The organism is Calyptranema fuscum S582 (assembly GCF_055793305.1).
Map to the genome: position 1 here is coordinate 51,285 of NZ_JBSLYH010000030.1, position 26,779 is coordinate 78,063.

Sequence of the window (26,779 nt, forward strand, 5' to 3'; positions counted from 1 at the left end):
CAGCGGTCTTGGTCGCTGCTGATTGAGGCGATGAAATGGGGCGTGAGTGCCGCGCTTTGCGCGGCACTCACGCCCATTTCATGGCTGGATTAATCGATGCCACGGTTTCGAGATTAGGCGATCGCTACCTACGTCTTGCCTGTTGGCAACGTCTCGGTGAATACCTTACGTAATATTCATAAAACAGCCAGAATCTTATGCAATATGCAAAAAATCCAAGAAATTACTGGGTAAATTTGTGTACCTCAGGACGTTTCAGGGAATGATTAAAAATAAATCCGTAAGACTGCCGAAGCCAATTCAGCCTATCTGCCTACGTGTTGCACGTATAAATTGATACAATTAGTCTATGGACGTTTGTTTTCAGGTGCCGCACTGCTGCCTCCTGAACCAAGGATCAAGCCTCAGACTATCGTGCCGACAACGTCTACATAGACTCGTTCTGCAAGTGACATAGAAGAGTTGCGGTAGCGAATTGCAGGGTTAGAGGCTCCATAGTTTGCCGTTCGGACTGCAACGAAGGGTTAATACAGGAGTTGTCGAGCCTGGCTACCTGGATCTCTGCTGGGGGCGTATAGCCCCATGTCTGGGGTAAATTGTGTTTCCGTCCGCGTACGTGACGATTCAGGGCTGAACGCGAGCCATGGTTGTCTTAGAAACCCTTCGACTGGCGCATACTGCCACCTTGCCCGTCTATCAACTGTTGCATAGGCGCTGCATTGATATTGCATTGATCAGATTTGTCAGTGACCTCTGCTCAAGCATCTCTTCTGAATCGTTTGTTTAGAACCACCACCATGACGAAAGCGATCGCCTTTATCGACTCAGCCGTACCCGACTATCAGCGACTCATTGCTGGTGTTCAATCAGGAACAGAAGTCCATATTCTCGACTCTAACGAAGATGGCATCGTTCAGATTACTCAACGGCTGGACACCCGCAAGGATGTAGAGACCGTGCATATCGTCTCTCACGGTTCTCCTGGTTGCCTGTATCTAGGTAGCAGCACCCTCAGTCTCGATACCCTCGATCGCTACGCCTGGGATCTCCAGGGTTGGTTTCCCTACATCCCCACTCCAACCCCTTATAAATTGCTGATCTATGGCTGCAATGTTGCGGCTGGAGATGCCGGAACCGATTTTCTCAAACGCCTGTCTCAACTCACTGGAGCAAATATTGCCGCTTCTGCTAAACCCACCGGGAGCAGTGCCCTGGGAGGTGACTGGAACCTGGAATTTACCATCGGCAAAATTGAGCCAGCGCTGGCTTTTTCTCCTGAAGTGATGCAAGCTTACGACCATGTGCTTTTCTCAGATAGATTGTGAAAGGCGCACCCCTTTCGGAGTGCGCCTTTCACAATCTGCTGATGCTTACACCTGATTTGAGACTGCTATATCCACAATTCTAAGGATCGCAAATGAAATAACCTGTAATTCTTTTTGAGAGAGCGACAGCGGAGCCGTCGCTCTCTCAAAAAGAAGTGAGTTTTATTAAATCCACGACCCTAAGGACGGTAAACGGGCAACGTAAAGTTGAAACAGCTGCCATGATTCGGCACAGAATCAACCCAAATTTGACCGTAATGTGCCTGCACAATTCGCTGGCAAAGAGACAACCCAATCCCATACCCATCCTGAGCGACATCCCGTTCCAGGCGGAATCGATCTTCAAAAATTCGCTCTTGATTTTCTTTCGGAATGCCAGGTCCTGTATCGCAAATGCTGACCTGCACTTTTTGCGTGGTGCGATGCAAAATAGAAAGCTGAATTTCGCCATGTTCGGGCGTATATTTAGCTGCATTGTCTAACAAATTGGCTAACACTTGCCGCACCCGCTCTGGATCTGCATAGACACTCGGCAAGTCACTCGGAATGTCAGTATTGACAACCTGAGTTTTAATGTGAAATTGATTTTTGAGCTGCTGAAGGACTTCCAGACACAACTCGCCTAAATCTAGTTTGCGTGGATAAATCTGAATTTCAACACCCGTTCCTCTGGCTGCTTGCAAAATATCGGTGATCATCCGATCAATAGCTTTCGTCTGCGTCCGGGCATGTTTGAGTAACTGCGACATCATTTCTGGTGTCAGCCGTGAGGCAACCTGCTTATTGTGTTTTTGATCAACGCCAAATTCCATGGTCTCTAACGCGATCGAGGTGGCCGTCAAAGGATTCCGCAAATCGTGCGCTAGCATGGCAATGAGCCGATCTTTAAAGCGCACTTGCTCTTGTAGTGCTTCTTTTTCTTGTTTCAGACGAAAAATTTCATCCGATAACCTCATTAATTCTGCGGAATGAGTAATCGAACGAATCGTCGTGTTGTCGATCGCTTCTTGAGGGATCTCTACATCTTGATATAACCCTGATTGATATTCCTCAACGGCTTGTTGCCAGCGCCCCCACCAGGTTTTGACTTGCTCTACCAAATTGCTGCCTGCCAACGTTTGTCGAGGTTCAGGATGCAGTTTGATCAGCGTCGGAGTTGCAACCAGTTTGAAGTGCTCAGCTAAATGAGGCTGTTCACCCACATCTACAATTTGTAGATCAAAGACGTAGTCTGCTCTCAATTCCTTAAGATGATCACGAATTTGACGGATTTTTGCATTGGAATTTGGACGCTTGTCTACAAATAGCAGGAGTTGCAAAATAGCTTCAGAACTCATGATCTGGATTAAAAATGCCTTTATATAAACTTGTTATATCGGTTCAGAGAAGTCAGGAAGGGGTCTTATCGGTTTAGTATTGACAAATAAAGCAGGTATTAATGCTTAACTAATTGAGGATAGCCTTTAACTCCAGTCAATACCTTTGTCTAGATGGGTTCATCTTAGCCTTTTCTTTATTATCTATATTTATTTTTAGTCCTGCTGGATGAATGGATTTTAGACAAAGTCCAATGGATTGAGGCGTATCCGTCCGTATTGCGTCCCATTGGTTGCACAGGCTGATGGGAACAACCCTCCAGTACAGGCTCACTCCATCGGATCGCGATCGCCATAAAACCCAAATATTTATGGTTGGTAGTGCGACGTTGCTGCGCCATCGGTTATGAACCTCCGGTGTTATCAAACCCTGATCGTTAGGATCGGAGAAGTAATATAACGGTGTCCGCTGGGGTGAAGGATTACGAATTAAATAAAATCCGGACGTTTATGTTTGGAAGCGCGGCGACGCCGCGCTTCCAAAAAATCTTCGGTTTTATTTAATCTACAATCTGACGTCTGGAGGGTGGGGGTGAAATCCCTACACAGGGGCGCAGCCCCCTCATTCTGCTCAACTTTAAAGAGCACTGGGATGAGATTAAGAAACTGACTTGAAATTGACAGGATCGCAGGAATGAAAATTTTGGTGTTGACGTGGGAGTTTCCCCCTCGCATTGTGGGTGGCATCGCTCGCCATGTGTCAGAACTGTATCCTGAGATAGTCAAACTTGGTCATGATGTTCATCTGATCACGATTGAGTTTGGTCAGGCTCCTCGTTATGAGGTTGTAGATGGGGTTAAAGTCCATCGGGTTGGCGTTGGCAATAGCCATAATTTCTTCCACTGGGTGACGCATATGAATGAGAGTATGCAGCACTACGCAGAAGAGTTGTTTGCCAACGGTCATCAGTTTGACTTAATTCATGCCCATGATTGGCTAGTCGGAGATGCGGCGATCGCCTTGCAAACCATCTTTAATATTCCCTTAGTCGCAACCATTCACGCGACTGAGTTTGGGCGGCACAATGGTCTACACAACCCCACCCACTACTACATCAACGATAAAGAATGTACGCTGATCAATCGGGCAGCCCGTCTGATCGTTTGCACCAACTATATGCGCTACGAAGTGACCCATGCACTTCATGCCGCCTGGGAAAAAGTGGATGTCATTTATAACGGCATCCGCTCAGACAAAAAACCCCATCGGCATGATTTTGACTACTGGCAATTTCGGCGTCGGTTTGCGGACGACTACGAACGAATCGTCTACTATGTTGGGCGCATGACCTTTGAGAAGGGGGTTCATGTGTTGCTGAGTGCAGCGCCAAAAGTCCTATGGGAAACAGGAGGAGCCGTTAAATTTGTCATCGTTGGTAGTGGCACCACCGACTATCTCAAGCATCAGGCATGGGATTTAGGAATTTGGGAAAAGTGTTATTTTACCGGCTTTATGCCTGACGAAGACCTCAACCGTTTCCAAACCATTGCCGATTGTGCGGTTTTCCCTAGCCTATATGAGCCTTTTGGCATCGTCGCATTAGAAAGTTTTGCAGCGCGGGTTCCAGTTGTGGTTTCGGATACAGGAGGGTTCTCTGAGGTTGTGCATCATACCAAAACAGGCATTGTGACCCAGACAAATAATGTAGACTCCCTTGCCTGGGGTATTTTAGATGTCCTCAAAAATCCAGGGTATGCCAAATGGTTGATCGATAATGCCTATGCCGATCTCGATCGGCGATTTGACTGGTCAAAACTTGCCATCCAAACGGAACAGGTTTATAAACACGTGCTGTGCGATCGCGTCTTTGCAATTAACTAAACCCTGCCCACCCTGGATGAACGATAGCTTAGGTCTTAATGGCTCTTCAACCGATCCCCATCATGACAAACTCTTTATCTGCAAATGATTTATCTGCAACCAATAACAGCCCTACGACTCGGGCTCATGTTTTTATTTCTGGAAAAGTTCAGGGGGTAGGTTATCGGGCATCCACCGTAGACACGGCTATGTTGCTAAAGCTCAATGGTTGGGTTCGTAATCTCAAGGATGGGCGAGTAGAAGCTGTGTTTGAAGGAACCCGCCAGCAGGTAGAAGAAATGGTGCGATGGTGCTATCAAGGTCCGCCTACTGCAAGGGTTCAGGATGTGGCAATTACTTACGAAACCCCTCAAGGTCTGAAAGGATTTCGAGTACAAGGATAGATGAAGGGGAGTGGGCGGCTCTGTCCTCAGGCATAAGTTTTTCCTCCCCTGCAATCCTTGATTTCCAAGTGGGTATGATAAATGAAACAATTTTTTATCGATAAAACTTAATTTACAAATTCCTCACAATTTTGTTTACAACCTTTATGAATGGGATAGATTTTATGGTTTATCACGTACAAATACGCTTTACGAATCCTATCTTTTTTATGTAAAAGTGGGCTTTCAATTTGGATGGAGCTTTTCTGGAAAAAAAGCGTCTGTTTAGTTAAATCTTTAAGCACGCTAACAAAGCCATAAAGATTATCCAGAATCAATGCTTTCAGCTATTCAGAAAAACCCGAAAGTCGTTATGGTTTTAATTGAGATGCTCTTACACTGTCCTAAGTAAAGCCACTGAGGTTTCTACTTAAGAATTATTACGATAATTCTTAAAGAGCAGATGGTACGCCCTCAACCTGACCCTTCCAATTAAATTGATGCGACTTGCTTGATTTCATTCTCTCTGTAAAAAATACTACGCCATATCCTGGCTAATCCGGCTTTTTCTATGCGCATCCTCATATACTCTTACAACTACCATCCTGAACCAATTGGCATTGCTCCGTTGATGACTGAGTTGGCAGAAGGTCTAGTAAAGCGCGGGCATGAAGTACGTGTTGTGACAGGTATGCCCAACTATCCGCAACGGCGTGTCTACGATGAGTATCGTGATAAGTTCTACATGACCGAAGTTTGCAATGGCGTATTGGTACAGCGGAGTTATGTCTGGATTCGTCCCAAGCTAACGTTAGCCACTCGCTTGTTGTTAGATAGTAGCTTTGTCGTAACGAGTTTATTTCAGGCAATGAAAGGATGGCGACCTGATGTCATTTTATTGACTGTGCCGCCGTTGCCTGTGTGCTTACCTGCTGCATTGATTGGCTTACTGCGATCGTGTCCTGTGGTTTTAAACCTGCAAGATATATTGCCGGAAGCAGCCATTCATGTAGGGTTGATTACTAACAAATGGGCAATTCGCGTGTTTGAAGCTCTCGAAAAGTTTGCTTACCGAACAGCTACGCGGATTAGTGTCATTACCGATGGATTCGTTGAAAATTTGGTAGGGAAAGGTGTTCCACAGGATAAAATCACCTGCATTCCTAACTGGGTAGATACTAACTTCGTTCGACCTTTGCCTAAAACTAATAACTCGTTCCGCGAAGAAAATCATCTTCAGGACAAGTTTGTGGTGCTTTACTCTGGCAATATTGCGTTGACCCAGGGTTTGGAAACCGTGATTGAGGCAGCGACTCGTCTACGTCACATCCCTGAAATTGTGTTTGTAATTGTGGGCGAAACAAAGGCGTTACAAAAGCTTGAAAAGTGTTGTCAGTCTTGGAAAACCGATAATGTTCTACTGCTGCCCTTCCAGCCCCGCGAACAGTTGCCTGAAATGTTGGCAGCGGCAGATATCGGGTTGATTGTTCAGAAAAGTAATGTCATTGGCTTTAACATGCCGTCTAAAACACAGGTGTTGTTAGCGAGTGGTCGTCCGATTGTGGCATCTGTGCCGTCGGTGGGTACAGCTGCAAGAGCAGTCCGCAAGAGTGGGGGTGGCGTTGTGGTTGAACCCGAACATCCTGATAAACTGGCGGATGCCATTTTGGATTTATACAACAATCCAGACAAGGCAGAACTGTTAGGCAAGCGAGGAAGGCGGCACGCCGTGGAGCACTACTCGTTTGAGCATGCTTTAAACCGATATGAAACGTTATTTTCGGAAGTTACCAAACGGTCTGTACGGGTGGAGCTGAAACCCGATTTGGTCACGAAGAATTGAGCCAAGATAACCGTATTGAGGAAATTGGGTTTAATAAAAACCAATTTCCTCTCAAAAGTTGCAGGTTAATTCATCTATAGCGCTGTGCGGGTTGATTCAGTACGGTGTGTAGGGGCGCTCTGCGCCCCCACACACCGTTTCTGTATTTAGCGAATTGTGGCTGGAGTACAAACAATAGGGTGAGAACCGCGTGGAACGCAGCTCTCACCCTAAACTTCAATCTATCCAGGCGCAAAGCGCCCTCGTTTTGAGAATGAGACTAAACTACCTCAGAAGAGCGTTGCACCGTCGGTTGTGGCTGAGGCTGGAACTGGAATAGCGAGTAAACCACGTTCCGACGAATATTCGTCATCATGTCTAAGAATAATTCGTAGCCCTCGCTCTTATATTCGATCAACGGGTCTTTTTGCCCATAGCCTCGCAACCCAACGGATTCACGTAAAGCATCCATCTGTTGTAAATGCTCTCGCCAGAGGGTATCAATTTGCTGCAAGATGAAAAATCGCTCTGCCTGCCGCATCAGGTCAGGTTTGAGCTGATCAACCTGGGCTTCTTTGATGTCATAGGCAATACGCACCTGTTCGTAGAGGAAGGTTTTAATCTCGCTCATGCTCAGGTCTTCTAATTGAATCGGTTCTAAATCTTGCAGAAGATAGACAAACTCTTTGACTTTAGACACAAGCTTATCCAGTTCCCATTCTTCGGATGGCAAATCAGGATTGATGTAGGCATCGACGATGTCATCCATCGTTAGCTCGGCATATTTGATCACTTGTTCCTTAAGGTCTTGACCTTCTAAAACACGACGACGTTCGGCATAGATGGCACGCCGTTGGTTATTCATAACCTCGTCGTATTCAAAGACTTGCTTACGAATGTCGTAGTAGTACGTCTCAACCTTTTTCTGCGCGCCTTCTAAAGAGCGTGTCAGCATTCCCGATTCGATGGGCATGTCTTCTTCAACTCGGAAAGCATTCATTAAGCCGGCAACGCGATCGCCACCAAAGATTCGTAGAAGGTTATCTTGCAAGCTAAGGAAGAACTTAGTAGATCCGGGGTCGCCCTGGCGTCCGGCTCGACCTCTGAGTTGGTTATCAATCCGGCGCGATTCATGGCGTTCTGTGCCAATCACATGTAAACCGCCGAACTGAACCACCTCTTCGTGTTCTGCCTTAGTGAACTTTTCATATTCTTTGCGGATTAAGTTGTAAACTTCCCGCAGTTTCAAAATCACCTGGTCGTCAGAGGGTGCTTTTTCGGCGGCGGTGGCAATAATGTCTTCGGCTTGCAACTCTGGTAGCGATCGCTCTCCATACTGCTTGACCGCAACCTCTACCGCTGCCTTGAGCATCGTTTCTGATTCTTTAGACAACTCAGTGGGATAGATTTTAGGCGACACTTTCCAGGTTTTTACCTTTTTGCCCGGAACGAACCCCTGCCCTCCGCTGCGTTCACCGCCACCGCTCAACACCTGAGCCGCAGACACTTCGCTTTCATCTTCAGGTTGAACAATGCGGGGCATGAAATATTCCCGCACCTTCAGGCGAGCCATGTAGTCGGCATTGCCTCCCAAAATAATGTCGGTTCCACGACCTGCCATATTAGTGGCGATCGTCACCGCGCCTTTACGACCTGCCTGCGCGATAATCTCTGATTCTCGCTCGACGTTCTCAGGCTTGGCGTTAAGCAAATTATGGGGAACACCCAGATTATGCAGCAGTTGAGAAAGGACTTCCGACTTTTCTACACTGGTCGTTCCGACCAACACCGGACGCCCCTTTTCATGCATTTCTGCGCATTCTTTAGCGAGCGCTTGCCATTTGGCATCTTCTGTTTTGTACACCACATCCGGCACATCACGTCGTCCGGTCGTGCGATTAGTCGGGACGATGGTTACTTCTAGCTTATAGATTTTCTCAAATTCAGCTTCTTCTGTCTTCGCCGTACCCGTCATGCCGGCGAGTTTGGGGTAGATCAGGAAGAAGTTTTGGTAGGTAATGGTTGCCAGGGTTTGGGTTTCTGGCTGAATTTCGACACTTTCTTTCGCTTCGATCGCCTGGTGCAGCCCATCACTCCAACGCCGACCGGGCATAACTCGCCCTGTAAATTCGTCAACGATAACGATCTCGTTGTTGCGAACGATGTAGTTGACATCTTTAATAAACAGTTCTTTCGCCTTGATGGCATTAAAAATGTAATGCGCCCATGGGTCTTTGGGATCAAATAAGTCTTTGACCCCCAGCATTTGTTCGGAGGCAATAAAGCCTTCATCCGACAGCAGCACGTTACGAGCCTTCTCGTCTACTTCGTAGTGCCCGTTGGGATCATCTTCGTCTTCTTTCTTCTGCAACCGCGCCGCAATTTCGGCTGCCCGCATATATTTCTCGCTCGGGCGTTCGACCTGTCCAGAAATAATCAGTGGAGTACGGGCTTCGTCGATCAGGACGGAATCTACCTCGTCGATGATGCAATAGTTAAACGGACGTTGGACAACATCTTCCATCGACGTTGCCATGTTGTCGCGCAGATAATCGAACCCTAGCTCACTATTAGTGCTGTAGGTAATGTCGCAGCTATAGTTCTTTTTCCGTTCATGAAAATTCATGCCTTGCTGGATCAAGCCCACACTTAACCCCAGAAAGCGATGAACTTGCCCCATCCATTCGGCATCGCGGCGTGCCAGATAATCGTTGACCGTGACAACGTGAACTCCCTTACCTTCCAGTGCATTCAGGTAGGCAGGTAGGGTGGCAACCAGGGTTTTACCTTCCCCCGTTTTCATTTCGGCAATCTGACCGTCATGCAGAACCATGCCGCCGATGAGCTGTACATCGAAATGCCGCATTCCTAAAACTCGTTTGCTGGCTTCTCGCACCACGGCAAACGCTTCGGGCAGAATGTCATCTAAACTTTCGCTCTTCGCTAGACGCTGTTTAAATTCTGCCGTTTTACCAATTAATTGCTCATCTGACAATGCCTGCATCTCTTCTTCTAGAAGGTTGATTTCGACAACATCAGGCTTGTACTTTTTGAGCTTACGTGCGTTTGGATCGCCGAGCAGAGTTTTGAGCATGGCAGGGGTGCGCTATTAGAAAGTGAAATAAAAGGTTTGGAACTAAAAGATATCGCTTTTTTATTGCAGCTAACCAGGCGAGAAAACCGCACAGAACAATTGGGTAGTTGCTCTTCACTAAATTTTCTAAACCGCCTAATAAATCATAGACGCAAGTTTGTGACCAACGCCTTCTCGTTGAAGGTTGGGTTGACTTCTTAAGAAATGCTCGATGCCGTTCTTAAAAAGAAACGAGAAGTCTTGATTCTTAAAGCCTAGCCGGAAAGCGGTCAGAAAACCTGGTCTTGTGTAGCCGCAGGGTACGCAAAATCAAGTTTTTTGCAGAGGCTTGGGATTAACCTGTATCCCTTCATCCTATCACTTGGCTACTAGTAGAGGATGGAAGAGATGGGCGACAGAGCCAGACTTTGAACCCATAAGTTGATTGTGCCGCTCCACAATAGGAGTATCTGTCCTTTTGAAAGAGGATGGTGATGCATTGAAACGCAGCGTTCTGCGCCACTTTTCGACATACCCGTTATCCCAACGGGATACCAACTCGATGGTGTGAGGCTATATGGCAGCTAAGGGGTTGATCAGGACAAAGGTTGTGTGAGAACCCGCGCTCCGCGCGGGTTCTCACACAACCTCCTGATTTAATTGTCTCGACGGTTGCTACAAAATCTCAATCGCCTATTGTTGCCTTGGCGTTGCTGATTTTGGGGACGACTTTGGATGTGAAACCTTTGGTTTCACATCCAAAGTCATCCCGTTATTAGGCAATGCCTCCTCTACCTCTGATCCCTGAAATCATGGCTCACTTTAATCAACGTCGGTCTCAAAATGTCAGCGGAGAATTTTATGTCGATCGCAGTTGCATCGATTGCGATACATGCCGCTGGATGGCTCCCGAAATCTTTCAGGCACAAGCCGGTCAATCGGCAGTCTACCATCAGCCGATCACCGATTTAGAGCGACTGCGAGCAATGCAGGCGCTGCTCTCCTGTCCGACCGCTTCTATTGGTACGGTCGAGAAACCTGCGGATGTCAAGGCTGTGCAGCATAGTTTTCCCATTGCGATCGCCGATTCGGTCTACCATTGCGGTTATCATGCCGAGTCGTCGTATGGTGCCGCGAGTTATTTGATTGTTCGTCCTGAGGGCAATGTACTGGTCGATTCGCCCCGCTATACGCCCCCTCTGGTGAAGCAACTCGAAAAAATGGGTGGGATTCGTTACCTATATCTGACCCATCGCGATGACGTTGCCGATCATGAGAAATTTCATCAGCACTTTGGCTGCGATCGCATTCTTCATAGCGCAGATATAACCCATAGCACCCAGTCCGTAGAGATACCCCTGTCTGGGACTGAACCCATTTCTCTGGCGACGGATCTGTTAATTGTGCCCACCCCCGGACACACCCAAGGGCATACGGTTTTGATCTATGCTGAGAAATTTTTGTTCAGCGGCGATCACCTGGCATGGTCTGAGCACCTGGGGCAGCTGAGCGCGTTTCGCAACACCTGCTGGTATTCCTGGACAGAGCTAACCCGCTCGATGCAACGATTAGCGACCTATTCATTTGAGTGGGTGCTGCCGGGGCATGGTCGTCGGTATGCTGCCGATCGTGACACCATGCAGCAACAGATGCAGATATGTCTGGAGTGGCTCAAAACTCAGTAGCGTCTGGCGCTCAGAACCGCAGGTTAATGAATCTGTCTCCGTTTGAGAGAGCGACGGCTCTGCCGTCGCTCTCCTAAACGAATTGGGTTGAATTAAATCTAAGATTCTCAGGAGCATCTGATTGACTGACAGATCTTTGTAAGGGCAGGTTTAGCAAATTCTTGATCGGTTCACAGTCAGCGTTTCGGCAAAACCTGCCCCTACAGTGGAATACACCTTCTGGCACTTTTGTTAGTCAAGCAGCAGGATCGTTGTGGACTGGAAACCGAAGGTTTCCAGTCCACAACGATCCTGATCAGAAAGCGAAAAATATCTGCCTTAATTTGTATTTTAAATCGGTACTCTGGGGTCAGTAATAGTAACGAAAGATTTTAAGGGTTTATATTTTGCGGCGAAATATTAAGCAAAACTCAGGGTGATGTTGAGGAGTTGAGGCGATCGGGTTGAGTCTGCGTTGATCACCCGTTGGGAGAGGCATCGCCAGGATTCAGACCATAATTCCACATTGGTTCATGCGTTGGTGATAGGCTAATGCCTTTTCTGCCTCTGCCTGAGATGGATGAATCGATTTGATTTTATAGAGGAAGGGTAGAGTGCGATCGCCGACGGGGGGAGAAGGTTCCCAGATTTTTAAGAGCCAGCCATTGCCAGTGTCAGTGATGGTATGTCTCATAACGCTGGTCACTGTATAGAGAGCATTCAGTTTTTCGGTGAAATTACAGGGGTTTCCGGAAACTTTACCGATCGATGTTTTCTACGACACAGGATTGACGGGTTGCCTCGGAGACTTTGATAAGCTTAGGGTGCTGAATTGGATTAAGGTATCAAACTGATGCACAGGTTGCTAACTGGTCCGTTAAGTGTTGAACCGTTAACAATCGAAATCCCTGGATTACCCCAACATCTTGAGGGATCTAAGATTACTCAATTGTCTGATTTACACTTTGATGGGCTGAGACTATCGGAAAAATTGCTATCTGAGGCGATCGCTCGCAGCAACGCTGCCCAACCCGATCTCGTTGCCCTAACGGGAGATCTAGTAACCGATGATCCAATGCCGATCTATAGTCTGGTAAGCCATCTAAAACGTCTTGAAAGTCGTTCGGGCGTTTATGCCGTGTTAGGCAATCACGATATCCACTTCCCCGACTCAAAAGCACGCATGACTGAGGCGCTGGAGTCTGCTGGTATACGGGTATTGTGGAATCAAATTGACTATCCGCTGGGCAAAGAGTTGCCAATTGTTGGGTTAGCTGACTTTTGGTCAAAAGAGTTTGATCCAGCCCCTGTGATGTCTCAACTTCACGATGCTCTGCCGCGAATTGTGCTGTCTCATAACCCCGACAGTGCCGTAAAACTGCAACCCTGGCGAGTTGATTTGCAACTTTCTGGGCACACCCATGGCGGACAAATCGTTGTTCCAGGTCTGGGTCCCTTTCCATCCTGGTATCAACAAGTGCGTCGTTATGTGCCAAAATCCCTTCGCCCCTGGATTCCCTATATGCGAGAAGATCGCTATAAGGTCGTCAGGCATTGGGAATGGGCACAGGGTCTACATCAGGTTGGGGCAAATGTCCTTTACGTCAATCGGGGGTTAGGAACGTTCCCACCGGGTAGATTTTTCTGCCCTCCCGAACTCACCGTAATTACACTGATGTCTGCGATCGATCGACCCAAAACGATGTCTTCTGTAACCGATTGGAAACTTCGCCAATTGGCAGGAGCCGGAACCTGATAGTCATGAACCTGACACTCATGACATTGTGAATTTAGTTAACTTTATGCAGTTTTCCTATGGGTAGCGCAGGAGCGGCGGATCAACAGCCTCACCCCAGCGACACTCAGTCGATGAGACTGGATCGGTTCAAGCCGCTAATCTGGCTCAGCATAATCGATGAAATAGCACCCGTTTACATCTGTGCGGGCGAAGCATTCGGCAGATAGTCTCCTCTCTATTGGGCAGGCTTTTGGCCGAATGCTCCACCCCTACAATCCATGTCTATTCCCAAGGTGCCTGTTGGCTGGCTGATGCAGTGTTTCACTGGCTCAACCCTCTTTGCCTTGATTGCGGAATTGCCATGCCATTTCCAATAATTTGACCCAGCGTTTTTGCACTTGTTTGGGGGTGCAGTTGAGCGCTTTGGCAATGTCTTGGTCAGACCGTTGGGCGATCGCTTTTTCACCCACCTGCTCGTATTTGAGTTGCAGCAATAACCGTTGATCGGGTGTCAGTTGCAGCAAAAAGGTTTCCCACTGACTTTGCGACATTCCCAAATTTTGATCCAGGTCTGCGCCCAGCCATTGATGCACCAGTTGCCAGCGATGCGACCGGGCAAATTTTTCTACATGGTATTTAAACCGTTGCTGCAAATAGTCGCGTTCACGCGGTTTTAAACCGAGAATATCGTCGATTTCAGGAACCGATAAATCTTGCAACTTCAGGGTCAAATAATCTACACAGTCTGATTGTCCCTGAACTTCCAGATACGCCATTAGCTCCTGGATCACGCGATCGCGCAAAACTGATTCAGCGGGATCGGTGGCATCCGACACCATTTGATCGCGAACCTGCTGCATCAGGGGCGACCGAGCATGAATATCGGCATCATCACCTTTAGAGGCTTCCATTGCCAATTCAATATCCATCGTCGTTTCTTGGGGCTGACGATTGGCAAACCCCTGTGCCCTCAATACGACCAACTGTTGGCTGCGGCGACCGGGTAAGGCAATCCGGCGTTTGGCATATTGGTCGGCAAATGCCATGTATTCGGCTAGCTCAATGCGCGTGCGGGGCGTGTAGGTCTCTATTAAGCCATTCTCTTTGCGGAAGTTTTTCATCACTTCAATGTAAAACCCTTGCAAAAAGTCTTCGATCAAGGCGTAGCGAGCCTGAAACCCTAGATTGGCTCTAGCAGGAGCAATCTGACGGTAGACCATGGCACTAAGACGGCTATGCAGTTCCACCCGTCCTCGGCGAGAACCAAGACGATAGTACGTCAGGCACTTTTGCATCCGGTGCCGTGCTAAGGTCAATTGCCAGGTTTGGATCTGTCCTGAGGTCTGGATGCGATCGCTCTTGGTGCAAATCCGCTCCACTTCAGCAGCGATACGGCGAACCACCGTTTTTACGCTGGTTGATGGATCAGGTAGATCTGCCTGAAACTCGACTAATAAAAATTTGGCAAGATTTTCAATTTGGCTTTCAGCCTGTTCTGCGGCTGCTACGTCGTCCAGGTCGGGTTCCGTTTGACCCAACGTTGCAGGCGTAGAATTTTCCAGGCTGACTGAAGACAAAGAAAAGGCATGATTTCCGTTTGGCGCAGAGGAGCCAGAAGAATTAACAGGTTCAGCGTTCATAGCAGTTGTCTTATGGTAGAGCACGGAATTTAAGGGGTAGGTGAGGGAGGGTTTGCAGCTTGAACTTTGAGCGTTGAGTTTTGCAGTGACTGATAGCCGTTAACCCGCTTGGCAGTCCTCAAAACTCGTTGTCTTGTTCAATGCTCTCTACACCTTGATCTTTTAGGAATACGGGGATTTCTAGCCTTGCTTATGTCACTTCTTAAGCTGGTCTGCTACCCCTTACGCATTTACCTCCCAGTGCGATCGCCCGTTCGCTCTCACAAGACTAACCAACCCAAGATTTTACTTGAGGAAAAAGCAGATATTCTTCACAACCTGATCACTGCTTTGATACAGGACAATCTCAGATCTGGATCATCTACACTAAGGACGATTTTTAGATATCTTAAGTTGCCTTAGCCTCCGATCAACCTCATACGCTTAAAAAAATATCTGAGGATTGTGACTTTAATGAACCCGTAGATTTGTTGTTGGCAGCGCGGCATCGCCGCGCTGCCAACAACAAATCTACGGGTTTTATTTAATGTGTGTGATATTAACCAGTCAGAGAGGTTTCAAGACACTAAACGTCTGCTCCGACCTTTCCCACCCAGGCTGCCGCATCTTCCCAGCCCAGCCCTTTACGCACAACCACCGGGTCGTCTTCCGTCAAATCCAAAATTGTGGAGACTTGATATTGAGGTTCTGAGCCGTCGTCAATAATGACATCGACCAACTTATCAAAACAGTCAAACAACTCGGCTTGCGAAATACTTCCCTGCGCTTTCATGCCGTTTTTCAAACCGATCATGTCTTCATTTAAGACATGGGCTGATGTAGAAATCACAGGATTTTCAAGCGCGTTTAATAAGGCTAGACAGATGGGAGAATCAGGAACCCGAATTCCGGTCGTTTTACGTTTTGGGTTCATTACCAATTTGGGTACCAACTTAGTTGCCGGCAGCAAGAAAGTAAAAGGTCCCGGTACTAAATGCCGCATGATCCGATATGCCGTATCAGTCACGTAAGCATATTGAGTGATATTGGACAGTGAAGAACACAAAAAGGTGAGGGGTTTGTCATTGGACAACTGCTTAATCTGTCTAACCCGCTCGACTGCCGACTTAGAATTGAGGTCGCAACCAATTGCATAGACTGTATCTGTGGGATAGAGCATGACAGCTCCAGCCCTCAGCAAGTCTCTAATTTGTTCTATTCCGCGAACTTGAGGTGTATCCGGATGAATTTTGTAGATAGTTGCCATGACGATCTACACCCATTTAAAAAATAATGTTTTCAACGGTCGTTTTTAAGTTGGTTTTAAACAGATCCCAACTTGCTTTGTGCTGTAGAAAAGCTACACGACAAAACAACGGGATGTTTTTTGCAATTGAGGAATTGCGGAACGCTAAATTAAACGTTTTGCAGAGGGCGGAGAGAGTAAAACTCCCGGTTGGGGGCGCAGTCTCCCCTCCTCCCGGTTGCAAAATTTAGTAGTTGTATCACCCGTGATGATGAACAAGAGGCTGTAAAGGGTTGATGCTGAAATGCGCAATCAACCCAAGCTATTGCGAGAATGAACGGCTTCCTGATTGCAAGCCTCCAATTCTCAGGGTGGATGAGGAACACCGGATTTGAGCGCAAGGGACTCATTCAACCCATAGGATTGCTATAGGATGTCAATGGCACGTGTGCGTTGCCGATCGACAACGTCAGCCTCTAGATGTGTTGTTTATTTTTGAAACGCACGCCAAGCGTACGTTTCAAAAATAAACAACACCGTTGAAACCCAACCATTGACTCAATCCATTGGCTGAAATGTATGCCCAAGTTTGCTTATTTAGAGTGTCCGACTGGTTTGTCTGGGGATATGTGTTTAGGTGCTCTTGTTCATGCTGGAGTACCTCTAGACTATCTTATTGAGATGCTCAATCGTCTTGATATTCATCATGAGTACCAACTTTGGGCAGAATTGGTTCAGCGCAATGGTCAGCAAGCAACAAAAGTGCATGTGGATTTGCTCAAGCCTGAGCCACCCAATGCTGCTTCTGTACCCTCAGAAGCGAAGGGCGATCGCCCTTCTTCTACTCCCCATTCCCACTCTCACCCTCATCCCCACTCTCACTCTCAACCTCATCCCCACTCTCACTCTCATCCCCATTCCCACGCCCAGGCTCCTGATCCCGTAGCGTCTGATCGATCGCATTTAGTTGGCTTAGAGGCGATCGCCACGACCCAGCCGACGCACACTTCAGAACAAGGGCATACCGTCCGCCACCTGCCTGAGATCGAACAGTTGATCCAGTCAGCCCAATTGCCACCAAGAGCCGCCGCCTGGAGTTTAGCTATCTTTCGGCAGCTAGCCGCCGCAGAAGGTGCGGTCCATGGCATTCCCCCCGAACAGGTGCATTTTCATGAGGTCGGTGCCACCGATGCGATCGTCGATATTGTGGGCACTTGCCTGGGGTTAGATTGGTTAGAGATCGAAGCCCTCTACTGTTCGGCACTACCCATCGGCGGTGGAACGGTGAGAGCCGCTCATGGGCTATTACCAGTTCCGGCACCCGCCGTACTCAAGCTGTGGGAAATGCGCCAGGTTCCGGTTTACTACAATGGCATCGATCGCGAATTAGTTACCCCTACCGGAGCGGCGATCGCCACGACGCTGGCAACTCAGTTTGGTCCCCCTCCACCGATGACATTACAAAAAGTGGGGTTAGGAGCAGGTGCGCAAGAGCTTTTACTGCCCAATATCTTACGGCTATGGTTGGGAACGGATACGACCTCATCTACTCATGCCAACGCTAAGCGGACGTCTGTTCATATCGTCACCCCTACTGCGTTGACGGTTGCCTCTCCATCTGCCGACATTCCTCAAGAAACGGTCGCTGTTCTAGAAACTCAAATTGATGATTTAAACCCGCAAGCAATTGGCTATTTATTTGAAGTGCTACTGGCAGCGGGAGCGCTTGATGTATTTACTCAGGCGATCGGCATGAAGAAGTCTCGACCGGGGATTTTAATCACTGTGATTTGTCGGTTGCCGGATCAAGCAACCTGTGAAGCGATCCTGTTTCGAGAAACGACCACGCTGGGGATTCGGCACACCCTGCAACACAGGTCGGCGTTACATCGAGAGATTCAAACCGTGCAGACGGAATATGGCGCAGTCCGCATCAAAGTGGCTATGTTAAATGTCAATGGGGCGATCGCCAATGTTCAGCCTGAATATGAAGACTGTGCCAAACTTGCCCGACAATTTGACCAACCTTGGCGCAAAATCCATCGCTTAGCTGTTAGCCATTGGTACCGTCAGCAAACGAATGGCGCAGGTGACCCAGCGTAAGAACTCGCCTGAACCGAATACTAACTGTAGTGCCCCGAGGCTGGATAGAGTGCGGTTTTGAGAGAGCTGCGCTCCGCGCAGCTCTCTCAAAACCAATGACAGATTGATGAATTTGTGATCCTAAGGACGTATTCCAAACCCAGAATCATGCTTTAAACTTCAGAGAAGTAATGGTAATCTAGAGCGGCTGTTGACCTGCTTACAGAGGCGTAACTCCGTACCCTGATCATTCCAGAGAACCTGGTCAAAAATCTGATGTAATATATAGAGCCCTCGACCACATTCTTCAACGTCATCGATATGGCGATCGGAAGAATCAACCGAACAACAATATGGCGGGGAAAATCCTTGACCCTGGTCAGAAATGATCCACCAATACTGCCCTTCAAGGATAAAAAACTCTACGAGAACGGTTTTGTTCGGGTCTAGATTGTTACCGTGTTTAGCAGCATTCACTAAAGCTTCTTGCAAACCGAGGCGAACCTCTGCTCTCCATCTAGTAGGCACATCTGCCATCAGCAAGTCTAAAACAGGGCAGAGATGAAGCGTAGAGGCAAAGCTAATGGTACACCACTTGCGCCCAGCCGGACGCAGTGAGATGGCAATCACTCAGTAAACCTCACAACTTTCAAGCGAACAGTTGGTACCAATTTAGTGATTAAACGTATTCAAAGGTCAATCTCTCTAGATTCAGCTAGATAGTAGGAATCTTTAGAGATAAAAGTGAATCTAAATCAGGTCGTTTAAAGATAATGATTAGGATACTTTTTGCTTAGATGACCTAAGAGGTATCTTTTATTATGATAGCACACTCATATTGCCTTCTGTTAAGCTCCCCAACGACGAATAGGACTAAGACTTCTCATAGAAATCTCAGTCCTATTTAAAGGTGATTAAATGCTGTCACAGCAGTTTGAGTGCGATGGCGTGTTAATGAAGGGTTACTTAGGATCACAAATTAATTAACCTGCAATTCTTTTTGAGAGAGCGGCGGAGCCGCCGCTCTCTCAAAAAGAATTGGGTTTTATTAAATCCACGGTCCTTAGTAACGGGGTGAATTTGAATATGAATCCTTTGGGTTGACGTTCAAATTCACCCCCGAAATCAGCAACACCAGTCGATTAAGCAACGGTTTCCGACTTACGTGTCTTACGACGAGAGAAGAAGAAACCACCACCGACGAGGCTCAGCCCGAGCAACGATGCAGGTTCCGGCACAGACTCAGGTTCTACAGTTGCTTTAATGGTCCAGTCTTGGTAGTCATGCCAGTACTGACCATTAGAACGAAAATAACCTTTATCTTCAAACCCTAGGATGTATGAACCAGGGGCACTAACGGTTGTAAACGTCGGCTTCATTTCGTCAGACTTTGTTGAGAAGGTGTAAGAGCCTTCTTGGGCAACGCCGAACGCCGTAAATTTATTGCCAGTTAGTAGTCCTAGCGTATAGTTAACTCCTTGTTGGAAGGTAAAGCTGGTTTTGCAGGTGGTGATAGCGACCCCGCAGGTACCTAGCCAATCATTGCTTGTATTCGATCCAGGGTTATAAGCGGAGGTTTCTTCTAATAGAGAGGTGAAGGTACCGCCCGACATAAACCCAACTTTAGATTGCAGCTTTCCACGGCTACCCAGACCTAAGTCTTCGACGCTAAATGTAACGGTTGTGTTTTTGGTGGGAGTAAAAACACTATTAGAGAAAGGCATGGTAGCAGCGTATCCTTTGATGCCACTGGCAGCAGATGAATCAGTGACGACGGGAACGCCCAAGAAAGATGCTGCCTGAGCTGGAGCACTAAAACCAACCAGAGCAGATGCAGCGGCCGTAGCAAAAAGGCATTGACGGAAATTCATCGCTATTTTCCTTAAGATTCCAGTAACCGAATGTCAGCTAAAAAACTATGAATATGTAGTGCAGAGTGCGACTCTTATTCACCGGCAGGTGTGGGCGGAGTAAAAACACTCAGGGAGGCATCAGCATCAATCGTTGCAGACTCAGTCAACGGTTTATTGGAGGCACAAGAACACACGTTGGTCTGGAGAATGAACAATTTACCTTGGGCAAAGAGAGTAAGAGATGACCAGAGAGCTTCTTTAAGTACCATCATCTAGGGGTGCATCAAGATTTAAGTGAAGTCCGCTCTCTATGTCTTCTAATTTACGCACTACTTACAGAGGAAGTCATTAGCTTAGAAGGAGTATTCACCGATTCTTTACAGATATCCCCTTAAATACGAAAGCTTTATATTCCTTGTTGGATAAGCCTTTGGAATTGTCTACTTTAAGCGACTTGTGAAGAAAAGAGGGGTTTGATGCCCATTGAAACAACCCTTAGTCTATAGAGAACATACTGAATTTTAAGTACGCTTTTTGACGCAAAAACAGTAGTTTCACGGTGAATAGCGTCTTGCAGATTGACTAGCCTGCATGATTCACGATGGTCTGCCAAAACATCAAAAAACATCGCTTCACAAGAATTTTGGTCGTCCGCCCCAAAAACAACGGATTCTATAGCGCTCTGTACCTGGATAAATTGCATTCGTTGAGAGAGAGTCGCGCTCCGTGCGGCTCTCTCTCAACGGATTTAGGATCGCTATATGGGTATTGCAGCTAGCATTTTTTCGTAGAAAACATCCCTGCTGCGCGGGCAGATTTACTGAGAGTCTCTAGCAAGGACTTGTGGAAGTTTGGAGGGGGTGCAACGCCCTGCCTGTCTTCATGTCAGATCAGCGAGTTGTGAGAGGCACACCCCGAAGGGGTGTGCCTCTCACAAGCCATTTGAGATTGCCATAGCAAGGCTTGAATGTCTCATCCCGATTTGACACCCCAATCAGACAGATGATCGGTTTGATATAGCAGCCGAGAGGCTGGTTGAACGGGGTGCAGGGGTGGAACCCCTGGCTGGGGGCGCAGCCCCCACACCCTCACCGTCCTAACCATCTATTCAATTGCTATAGCCTTAATTAAATTGGCAGCACGACGGATCATAGAAAGCAGGGGTTTGAAGACTTAGTCCCCAAACCCCTGCTTTTATCTAAAATTTTGTTTAAATCACTATCAGCTGAGGTGAGTATTATTCACTCAGATGTTTTTTGGCTTCTTGCGCCACGGACTCAACCTCATCTTGAGCTAGCGTTTCCAGGATTGCCCGAGACTCTGGATCGGCTAGTCGTCCCAAGGCTTGTACGACTCGATAACGAATTTGCCAGTCTGGATCGGTTGCATAGGGACTTAACAGGGCTAAAACTCGGCGATCGCCCAATTCAGCAAGGGAACCGATCGCAGCTGTTTTAATCAGCTCATTGTCGGATTGCAACGCAATTTCTAACAACTCCAGGGCGCGTGGATCTCCTAACTCTCCCAGAGTTGCGATGATGCTGAATTGCACTAACCATTGATCGGTTTCATGGTAGAGCGCTTGCAATTCTTCAAATGCGGCAGTGAGTTGGAGTGCGCCAATGGCATCAGCCGCAGCCGCTTGAACATCGGGTTCTGGATCTTTGAGGAGCTGCTCGCGCAGGAGCACCGATGAGGTTTCCAGATCGTGCTTGCCCAACGTTCCTAGTTGACTCACGGCGGCGTAACGAACGCGGACATTTTCATCGGCGATCGCAGTTTGAATCAATTCAAACCCCGTTGCCAGGTCGAGTTCACGAATCAAATTAACCGCTTTTAGGCGATCGCCATAATCGTCTGACTGCAATAGTTCTTTTACAGCTTCAGGTGTAACACTCATTAGGACTTATCTCAGTTTTAAGGACATGGTTGAGCGCGTGTTCAGACCCCTAATTTTGGTGGGCTGCCATAAACCGAATGATGTCGCCTCGGGTCAATATGCCAATGACTTTACCTGCCGCATCCAGTACGGGCAAGCGATGAACCTGGCGTTCGTGCATCAGTTGAGCTGCTTCGCGCAACGGTTTTTCTGGTTTCACCGTAATCGGGTCTTTGGACATCACTTCTCCGACCGTTTGCCCCAGCGCTTTATGTAAATCTCGTTCGTAATGGCTCAGATTTTCTAGATAAATAACGCTGTCGAGCAGCATGATGTAGGCGGGAGGAGTGACACCTGTTTCTTGCCACATTAGGTCTGTTTCAGAAATAACCCCAACTAGATTTCCGTCTGGATCAACGACGGGTAAACCACTGATATGTCGTTCAGCCAAGAGTTTGATTGCCTCATTTAAAGGTGTTTCTGGACGAACTACGATGGGGTCATGACTCATGACATCGCCAACAGTTGGGATCATAAAACTCAATGAATTGATGAAGGTCTCTAGGCTCATTGTAGGAAATTGAGGTGCTCAACCTGTCGGGATTCACAGGTTGTTACACGAGTGCCACCCGGTTTGGGTGTAGTGCGTCGCCATCGAACCGGGGTTTTATATAGCGATCTTATTTGATTTGTGAACCTGATCAGTTGTGAAAGCGCCCGCCCTTCGGGCGGGCGCTTTCACAACTGATTTAGGATTGCTATAGCAATTCTCAAGGGTGTGACGTGCGAGTGGTTGAGAGAGAGCCGCGCTCCGCGCGGCTCTCTCAACCGTAATGTAAACAACAGTAGATCTCTTGATGGACGAGTTTTATCGGTTGGGATGCTGTGCAATTCCAGTTGATGGCATCCCCTGATTGCCTAAAAATGTTGAAAGCCTTTTGAAAAATCGAGGATTTCGTCGGCATACGTCCCTGTGCCATCGTGCAGGCAAATGTCCAGTTGTTCCGTTACGCTGCCAATGATAAACGCTGTATCTCTTAGTTGCGTTGGCAATGCCTCAACACCCGTAGCCGGTAGGCATAGGACTAACTCAAAATCTTCGCCGCCGTATAATGCCCAGGCTAAGGCTTGGTCTGCGCCCACCCAGTCGCTGAGGGCGGGGGAAACAGGAATCTGATTGCGATCGAGAATAGCCCCGACCTTACTGGCACGACAAATTTGGAGAACAGCATCTGCCAAGCCATCGCTGCTATCCATTCCAGCTACTCTGGGTGTGAGTGGAGCAGTGAGATGTGGATTGAGATCTGTCAAATCTGTCAAATCTGCGTTGAATAGGGTGCGAAGCTGGGCAATAACATCCAGCCGAGGACGGGGGCGTTGGTGAGCCTGGATCAGGCGATCGCGATCGCTTGCTGCTAAACGTTGCCCCTGATCGGGATGGAGCAATAGTTCTAACCCTGCCCGTGAAGCGCCATGAACCCCTGTGACCAGAATGACATCTCCTGGTTGTGCCGTCGAACGAAGAATAGCGAATTGTGGATCGACCTGTCCAAAAGCCGCGATCGCCACGGTGATGACTGTTGAGCGACACACATCACCCCCAACAATGGGCACGGCAAATGGGTGTAGGCAATCGGTCATGCCTTGATAAAGCTGGAGAACCCAATCGACCGGCGTGTTGCCGGGTAATCCCAAACAGACGGTCAGACCCAGTGGCTCAGCCCCCATGGCTGCAAGATCTGAGAGATTAGCAGCGATCGCTCGCCAGCCAACATCCATAGCAGATGTCGTGCGATCGCTAAAATGCACCCCATCCACCAACATATCGGTCGTGACGACTAACGATTGCCCTGGTTGCGTGGGCAAAACAGCCGCATCATCGCCAATCACTTCAGGAGGGCAAAATTGTTGCAGTAACGCGATTAACCCTTGCTCTCCCAGGTCTTGAAGTTGCACATTGTGAGTATTCATCGGCATCGTAACCGCGCTGCGCGCTTTTCCAAAAAAAATAACACCCGATCTAGGACATCACCCACCATACCTGTATCAGGTAAATCGATAGAATAGGAACAGTTAAGGTTCAGAGAAGACGAGAAACCCCATGATTCCAACCGTCATAGAACAATCTGGTCGCGGTGAACGCGCATTTGACATCTACTCCCGTCTCTTGAGAGAGCGCATTGTTTTCTTGGGGCAACAGGTTGACTCTGATGTTGCCAATTTGATCGTGGCTCAACTGCTGTATTTAGAAGCTGAAGATCCCGAAAAAGATATTTACCTCTATATCAATTCTCCGGGTGGCTCAGTCATGGCAGGTTTGGGTATTTTTGATGCCATGAACCATGTGCGCCCAGACATCTGCACTATTTGTGTGGGCTTAGCTGCCAGCATGGGTGCTTTTTTGCTGAGTGCCGGAACCAAAGGAAAGCGCATGAGCCTGCCGCATTCCCGGATTATGATTCACCAACCGTTGGGTGGGGCACAAGGGCAAGCCGCTGATATCGAAATCCAGGCAAAGGAGATTTTATACCACAAACAACGCTTAAATGAGTGGTTGGCAAAGCATACAGGGCAGCCTTTAGAACGGATTGAACAAGATACAGAGCGTGACTTTTTTATGTCGGCTAAGGAAGCGCTGGACTACGGTCTGATCGATCAGGTGATTGATCGGCGTGCGGTGGGTAGTCGTCCGGCAGCCGTTCCAGACTAAGGCGATTTTTACAAAAGTCATCCCAGCAATCGTAGGGGCGCACCGCTGTGTGCCCCTACAGAGAACTTAACTGATAGGAATTATTTGATTTGCGATCCAGAGGGGAGAGTGCGGCGGAGCCGCCCTCTCCCCTCTGGACATTTTTAATTGGGCAAGGCTTTTGAGAGGAGATTCTAGATTCTATAGCGGTGTGCACGTTTGTTAAATGCAGAAATAGTGTTGTGGGGCGCTCTGCGCCCCACAACACTATGCCGAATGAACCCGCACGGTGCTACAGACATTATTCTAGAGATTAATAATTGCGCCCTTTGACTTGAGACAGTGCCACGTCTCCCAAGACCTCATCTTCGGAGTAGTAGCCGGATGCTTTTTTCGCTTCAATTTCCACCTGGGCATCTGCCGGAATCAGCTCAGGCGGAATCGGAATCCGGTTGACGACCTCAATGCCTGCATTGGTGATGGCGTTGTATTTCATGTTGCTCATAGACACCAGGCGATCGATTTTGGTGATGCCTAGCCAATGCAGCACGTCTGGCATCAGTTCCTGGAAGCGCATATCTTGCACCCCAGCCACGCATTCAGTGCGCATGAAATAGGCATCGGCGCGATCGCCCCCTTCTTGCCGTTTGCGGGCGTTGTAGACCAAAAATTTGGTGACTTCACCCAATGCCCGACCTTCTTTGCGGCAATAGACAATGACGCCAGCTCCCCCTTCCTGTGCTGTCTGAATGCAGACCTCAATGCCGTGTACCAGATACGGGCGGCAGGTGCAAATGTCAGAGCCAAAGACATCCGACCCATTGCATTCATCATGGACGCGTACTGCTAACGGTCTGGTTGGGTCGGCAATGCTGGTTTCATCGCCAATCATATAAACGGTCATGCCGCCAATGGGTGGCAAAAAGACATGCAAATCTGGGCGCGTCACCAATTCGGGAAACATCCCTCCAGTTTGCTGAAATAAAGCTCGTCGCAAATCCCATTCATCAATACCCAAACGCTTGGCAATTCCAGGTAGATACCAGACCGGATCAATGGCAGCTTTCGTAACAACCAGATTGCCATCTTTTTTCAAAATTTTGCCATCTGCCTGCAAGCGACCTTTAGCAATTTCATCATTAATTTCAGGGATATTAATGTGGGCTTTGGTGATGGCAATGGTGGGTAAAATGTCGCAGTCTTTATCGGCAAACGATGAAAAAATATCACCGGCGATCGCACCAAAAGGATCGAGAGACACAATCCGATCCGGTTCATACCAGCTGGGATGGGGTCCGATATTGACAATCGGTGCCGTGTTGGTGAGATCGGCTCTGTGGGTTGGATCTAACACTCCACTGGCAACGGCTAAAGCGCGATAAACGCCATACGAACCCGAGTAAGTCCCAATCACATTGCGATGGCTCTGACTTCTAAGAGAGCCAATCACGGGACCCCGTTCTTTGGGGTCAGACGCTCCCCATTTCAACGGCACAATTTTTTGGTTTCCACCATTCTGATGAGACGTGAGAATGATGTGACTCGGCTTGCTTTTTGGTTGACTATCATTCATATTGAATCGTTGCACCCCATGCACAATGCTTGTTTGCTTTGACGCAGATTAGAAAAAGCTAAAAACAGCTTTCCATGTTGCGATGGAAAACTCACACGTTGTATAAATGTCCCTCCAGGATCAGCAAATTGCTCGAAACGAAAGCCTTTAGCAGCAGGAGAAAACGTCAGGAAAAACTATGGCATGCCTCTGTTTAATTAAAGCCAGAATGGTATGGCTGTCACCCCCGTAAAACTAGGGATAAACAGTGTTTCAGGCTTTGAGTTTAATTAAGTTAGTCTACAGTAAATATGCCAATTTTTTCAGTTTTATCAAGATCAATAAAACGACTGAGGATAGGCATTAATCTATGGTCAAATAATCCTATGGATAAGTAGATAAACAGAAATAATTACATCCCTTATTGTTTGGAAGTGTGCGCCGAAGGCGCACACTTCCAAACACTGGATCCTTTATTTTGTCTAAGTACTGTTATTCATAAGATAGGGTTTGGAAATGAAACCAGGGGGTTTGGAGGCTGCGCCCCCAGCCAGGGGTTCCATTCCTGCACCCCGAATTTCATTCCCTAATTTATGGTGCGATGTACTCAGTACTTACAGATTATTCTGACAAAAAGAACGGCTTTGTTGTTTAGATCTGAATCTACCAGTAAGACG

At 47.8% G+C, this 26,779-nt stretch carries 19 protein-coding genes and 1 pseudogene; 8 read left to right on the forward strand and 12 right to left on the reverse strand.

The window, feature by feature from the left end:
• The first annotated feature begins 746 nt into the window (after positions 1 to 746).
• Complete coding sequence (locus ACR6Z4_RS19585; protein ID WP_479719001.1) at positions 747 to 1,325, forward strand: DUF4347 domain-containing protein; 579 nt, start codon at positions 747 to 749, stop codon at positions 1,323 to 1,325.
• Between the two features lie 179 nt (positions 1,326 to 1,504).
• Here the strand turns inward: ACR6Z4_RS19585 and ACR6Z4_RS19590 are convergent, their stop codons facing one another.
• Positions 1,505 to 2,662: a histidine kinase gene (locus tag ACR6Z4_RS19590; protein ID WP_479719002.1), complete on the reverse strand. Its 1,158-nt coding sequence runs from the start codon at positions 2,660 to 2,662 to the stop codon at positions 1,505 to 1,507.
• 673 nt (positions 2,663 to 3,335) lie between these two features.
• Here ACR6Z4_RS19590 and ACR6Z4_RS19595 point away from each other — a divergent pair.
• The 3 genes from ACR6Z4_RS19595 (at position 3,336) to ACR6Z4_RS19605 (ending at position 6,728) form a co-directional block, all read left to right on the forward strand.
• Complete coding sequence (locus tag ACR6Z4_RS19595) at positions 3,336 to 4,523, forward strand: glycosyltransferase family 4 protein (protein WP_479719003.1); 1,188 nt, start codon at positions 3,336 to 3,338, stop codon at positions 4,521 to 4,523.
• A gap of 62 nt (positions 4,524 to 4,585) precedes the next feature.
• Complete coding sequence (locus ACR6Z4_RS19600) at positions 4,586 to 4,906, forward strand: acylphosphatase (protein ID WP_479719004.1); 321 nt, start codon at positions 4,586 to 4,588, stop codon at positions 4,904 to 4,906.
• 550 nt (positions 4,907 to 5,456) lie between these two features.
• On the forward strand, positions 5,457 to 6,728 hold the full coding sequence (locus tag ACR6Z4_RS19605) for a glycosyltransferase family 4 protein (protein ID WP_479719005.1): 1,272 nt from the start codon (positions 5,457 to 5,459) through the stop codon (positions 6,726 to 6,728).
• A gap of 259 nt (positions 6,729 to 6,987) precedes the next feature.
• Here the strand turns inward: ACR6Z4_RS19605 and secA are convergent, their stop codons facing one another.
• The gene (gene secA / locus ACR6Z4_RS19610; RefSeq protein ID WP_479719006.1) at positions 6,988 to 9,801 is read right to left on the reverse strand and encodes a preprotein translocase subunit SecA; all 2,814 of its coding nucleotides are present in this window, start codon (positions 9,799 to 9,801) and stop codon (positions 6,988 to 6,990) included.
• Between the two features lie 791 nt (positions 9,802 to 10,592).
• Here secA and ACR6Z4_RS19615 point away from each other — a divergent pair.
• Positions 10,593 to 11,465: an MBL fold metallo-hydrolase gene (locus ACR6Z4_RS19615; RefSeq protein ID WP_479719007.1), complete on the forward strand. Its 873-nt coding sequence runs from the start codon at positions 10,593 to 10,595 to the stop codon at positions 11,463 to 11,465.
• 487 nt (positions 11,466 to 11,952) lie between these two features.
• On the opposite strand, the gene ACR6Z4_RS19620 is transcribed toward ACR6Z4_RS19615, so the two are convergent.
• The gene (locus ACR6Z4_RS19620; RefSeq protein WP_479719008.1) at positions 11,953 to 12,138 is read right to left on the reverse strand and encodes a hypothetical protein; all 186 of its coding nucleotides are present in this window, start codon (positions 12,136 to 12,138) and stop codon (positions 11,953 to 11,955) included.
• Positions 12,139 to 12,297: 159 nt separating this feature from the next.
• On the opposite strand from ACR6Z4_RS19620, the gene ACR6Z4_RS19625 reads away from it, so the two are divergent.
• Positions 12,298 to 13,200 (forward strand): metallophosphoesterase, encoded by a 903-nt coding sequence (locus ACR6Z4_RS19625; protein ID WP_479719009.1) that lies wholly within the window; start codon positions 12,298 to 12,300, stop codon positions 13,198 to 13,200.
• A 311-nt stretch (positions 13,201 to 13,511) separates the two neighbouring features.
• Here the strand turns inward: ACR6Z4_RS19625 and ACR6Z4_RS19630 are convergent, their stop codons facing one another.
• Together ACR6Z4_RS19630 and ACR6Z4_RS19635 are read right to left on the reverse strand one after the other, a co-directional pair.
• Positions 13,512 to 14,822, reverse strand: coding sequence for a HetZ-related protein (locus ACR6Z4_RS19630; RefSeq protein ID WP_479719010.1), 1,311 nt, complete (start codon positions 14,820 to 14,822; stop codon positions 13,512 to 13,514).
• Between the two features lie 565 nt (positions 14,823 to 15,387).
• Positions 15,388 to 16,068: an L-threonylcarbamoyladenylate synthase gene (locus tag ACR6Z4_RS19635; protein WP_479719011.1), complete on the reverse strand. Its 681-nt coding sequence runs from the start codon at positions 16,066 to 16,068 to the stop codon at positions 15,388 to 15,390.
• A gap of 558 nt (positions 16,069 to 16,626) precedes the next feature.
• Between ACR6Z4_RS19635 and larC the strand changes: the two genes are divergently transcribed.
• Entirely contained in the window at positions 16,627 to 18,150 is a 1,524-nt protein-coding gene (gene larC, locus ACR6Z4_RS19640; protein ID WP_479719012.1) for a nickel pincer cofactor biosynthesis protein LarC, read from the forward strand.
• A gap of 159 nt (positions 18,151 to 18,309) precedes the next feature.
• Here larC and ACR6Z4_RS19645 read toward each other — a convergent pair whose 3' ends face one another.
• The 6 genes from ACR6Z4_RS19645 to thiL form a co-directional block, all read right to left on the reverse strand.
• The gene (locus ACR6Z4_RS19645; RefSeq protein WP_479719013.1) at positions 18,310 to 18,759 is read right to left on the reverse strand and encodes an ATP-binding protein; all 450 of its coding nucleotides are present in this window, start codon (positions 18,757 to 18,759) and stop codon (positions 18,310 to 18,312) included.
• A gap of 512 nt (positions 18,760 to 19,271) precedes the next feature.
• Complete coding sequence (locus ACR6Z4_RS19650; RefSeq protein WP_479719014.1) at positions 19,272 to 19,916, reverse strand: PEP-CTERM sorting domain-containing protein; 645 nt, start codon at positions 19,914 to 19,916, stop codon at positions 19,272 to 19,274.
• A 158-nt stretch (positions 19,917 to 20,074) separates the two neighbouring features.
• Entirely contained in the window at positions 20,075 to 20,254 is a 180-nt protein-coding gene (locus tag ACR6Z4_RS19655) for a hypothetical protein (protein ID WP_479719015.1), read from the reverse strand.
• A 965-nt stretch (positions 20,255 to 21,219) separates the two neighbouring features.
• Positions 21,220 to 21,882, reverse strand: coding sequence for a phycobilisome degradation protein NblB (gene nblB, locus ACR6Z4_RS19660; protein WP_479719016.1), 663 nt, complete (start codon positions 21,880 to 21,882; stop codon positions 21,220 to 21,222).
• 49 nt (positions 21,883 to 21,931) lie between these two features.
• Positions 21,932 to 22,396, reverse strand: a complete 465-nt coding sequence (locus ACR6Z4_RS19665) for a CBS domain-containing protein (RefSeq protein WP_479719017.1) — start codon at positions 22,394 to 22,396, stop codon at positions 21,932 to 21,934.
• 383 nt (positions 22,397 to 22,779) lie between these two features.
• Positions 22,780 to 23,838: a thiamine-phosphate kinase gene (gene thiL, locus ACR6Z4_RS19670; RefSeq protein WP_479719018.1), complete on the reverse strand. Its 1,059-nt coding sequence runs from the start codon at positions 23,836 to 23,838 to the stop codon at positions 22,780 to 22,782.
• A 121-nt stretch (positions 23,839 to 23,959) separates the two neighbouring features.
• Between thiL and clpP the strand changes: the two are divergent.
• Positions 23,960 to 24,571, forward strand: a pseudogene (gene clpP, locus ACR6Z4_RS19675) (ATP-dependent Clp endopeptidase proteolytic subunit ClpP); the annotation flags it as partial.
• 292 nt (positions 24,572 to 24,863) lie between these two features.
• Here clpP and ACR6Z4_RS19680 read toward each other — a convergent pair.
• Positions 24,864 to 26,123 carry a GTP cyclohydrolase II gene (locus tag ACR6Z4_RS19680; protein ID WP_479719019.1) on the reverse strand — a complete coding sequence of 420 codons (1,260 nt, stop codon included), beginning with the start codon at positions 26,121 to 26,123 and terminating at the stop codon, positions 24,864 to 24,866.
• Positions 26,124 to 26,779 lie beyond the last annotated feature (656 nt).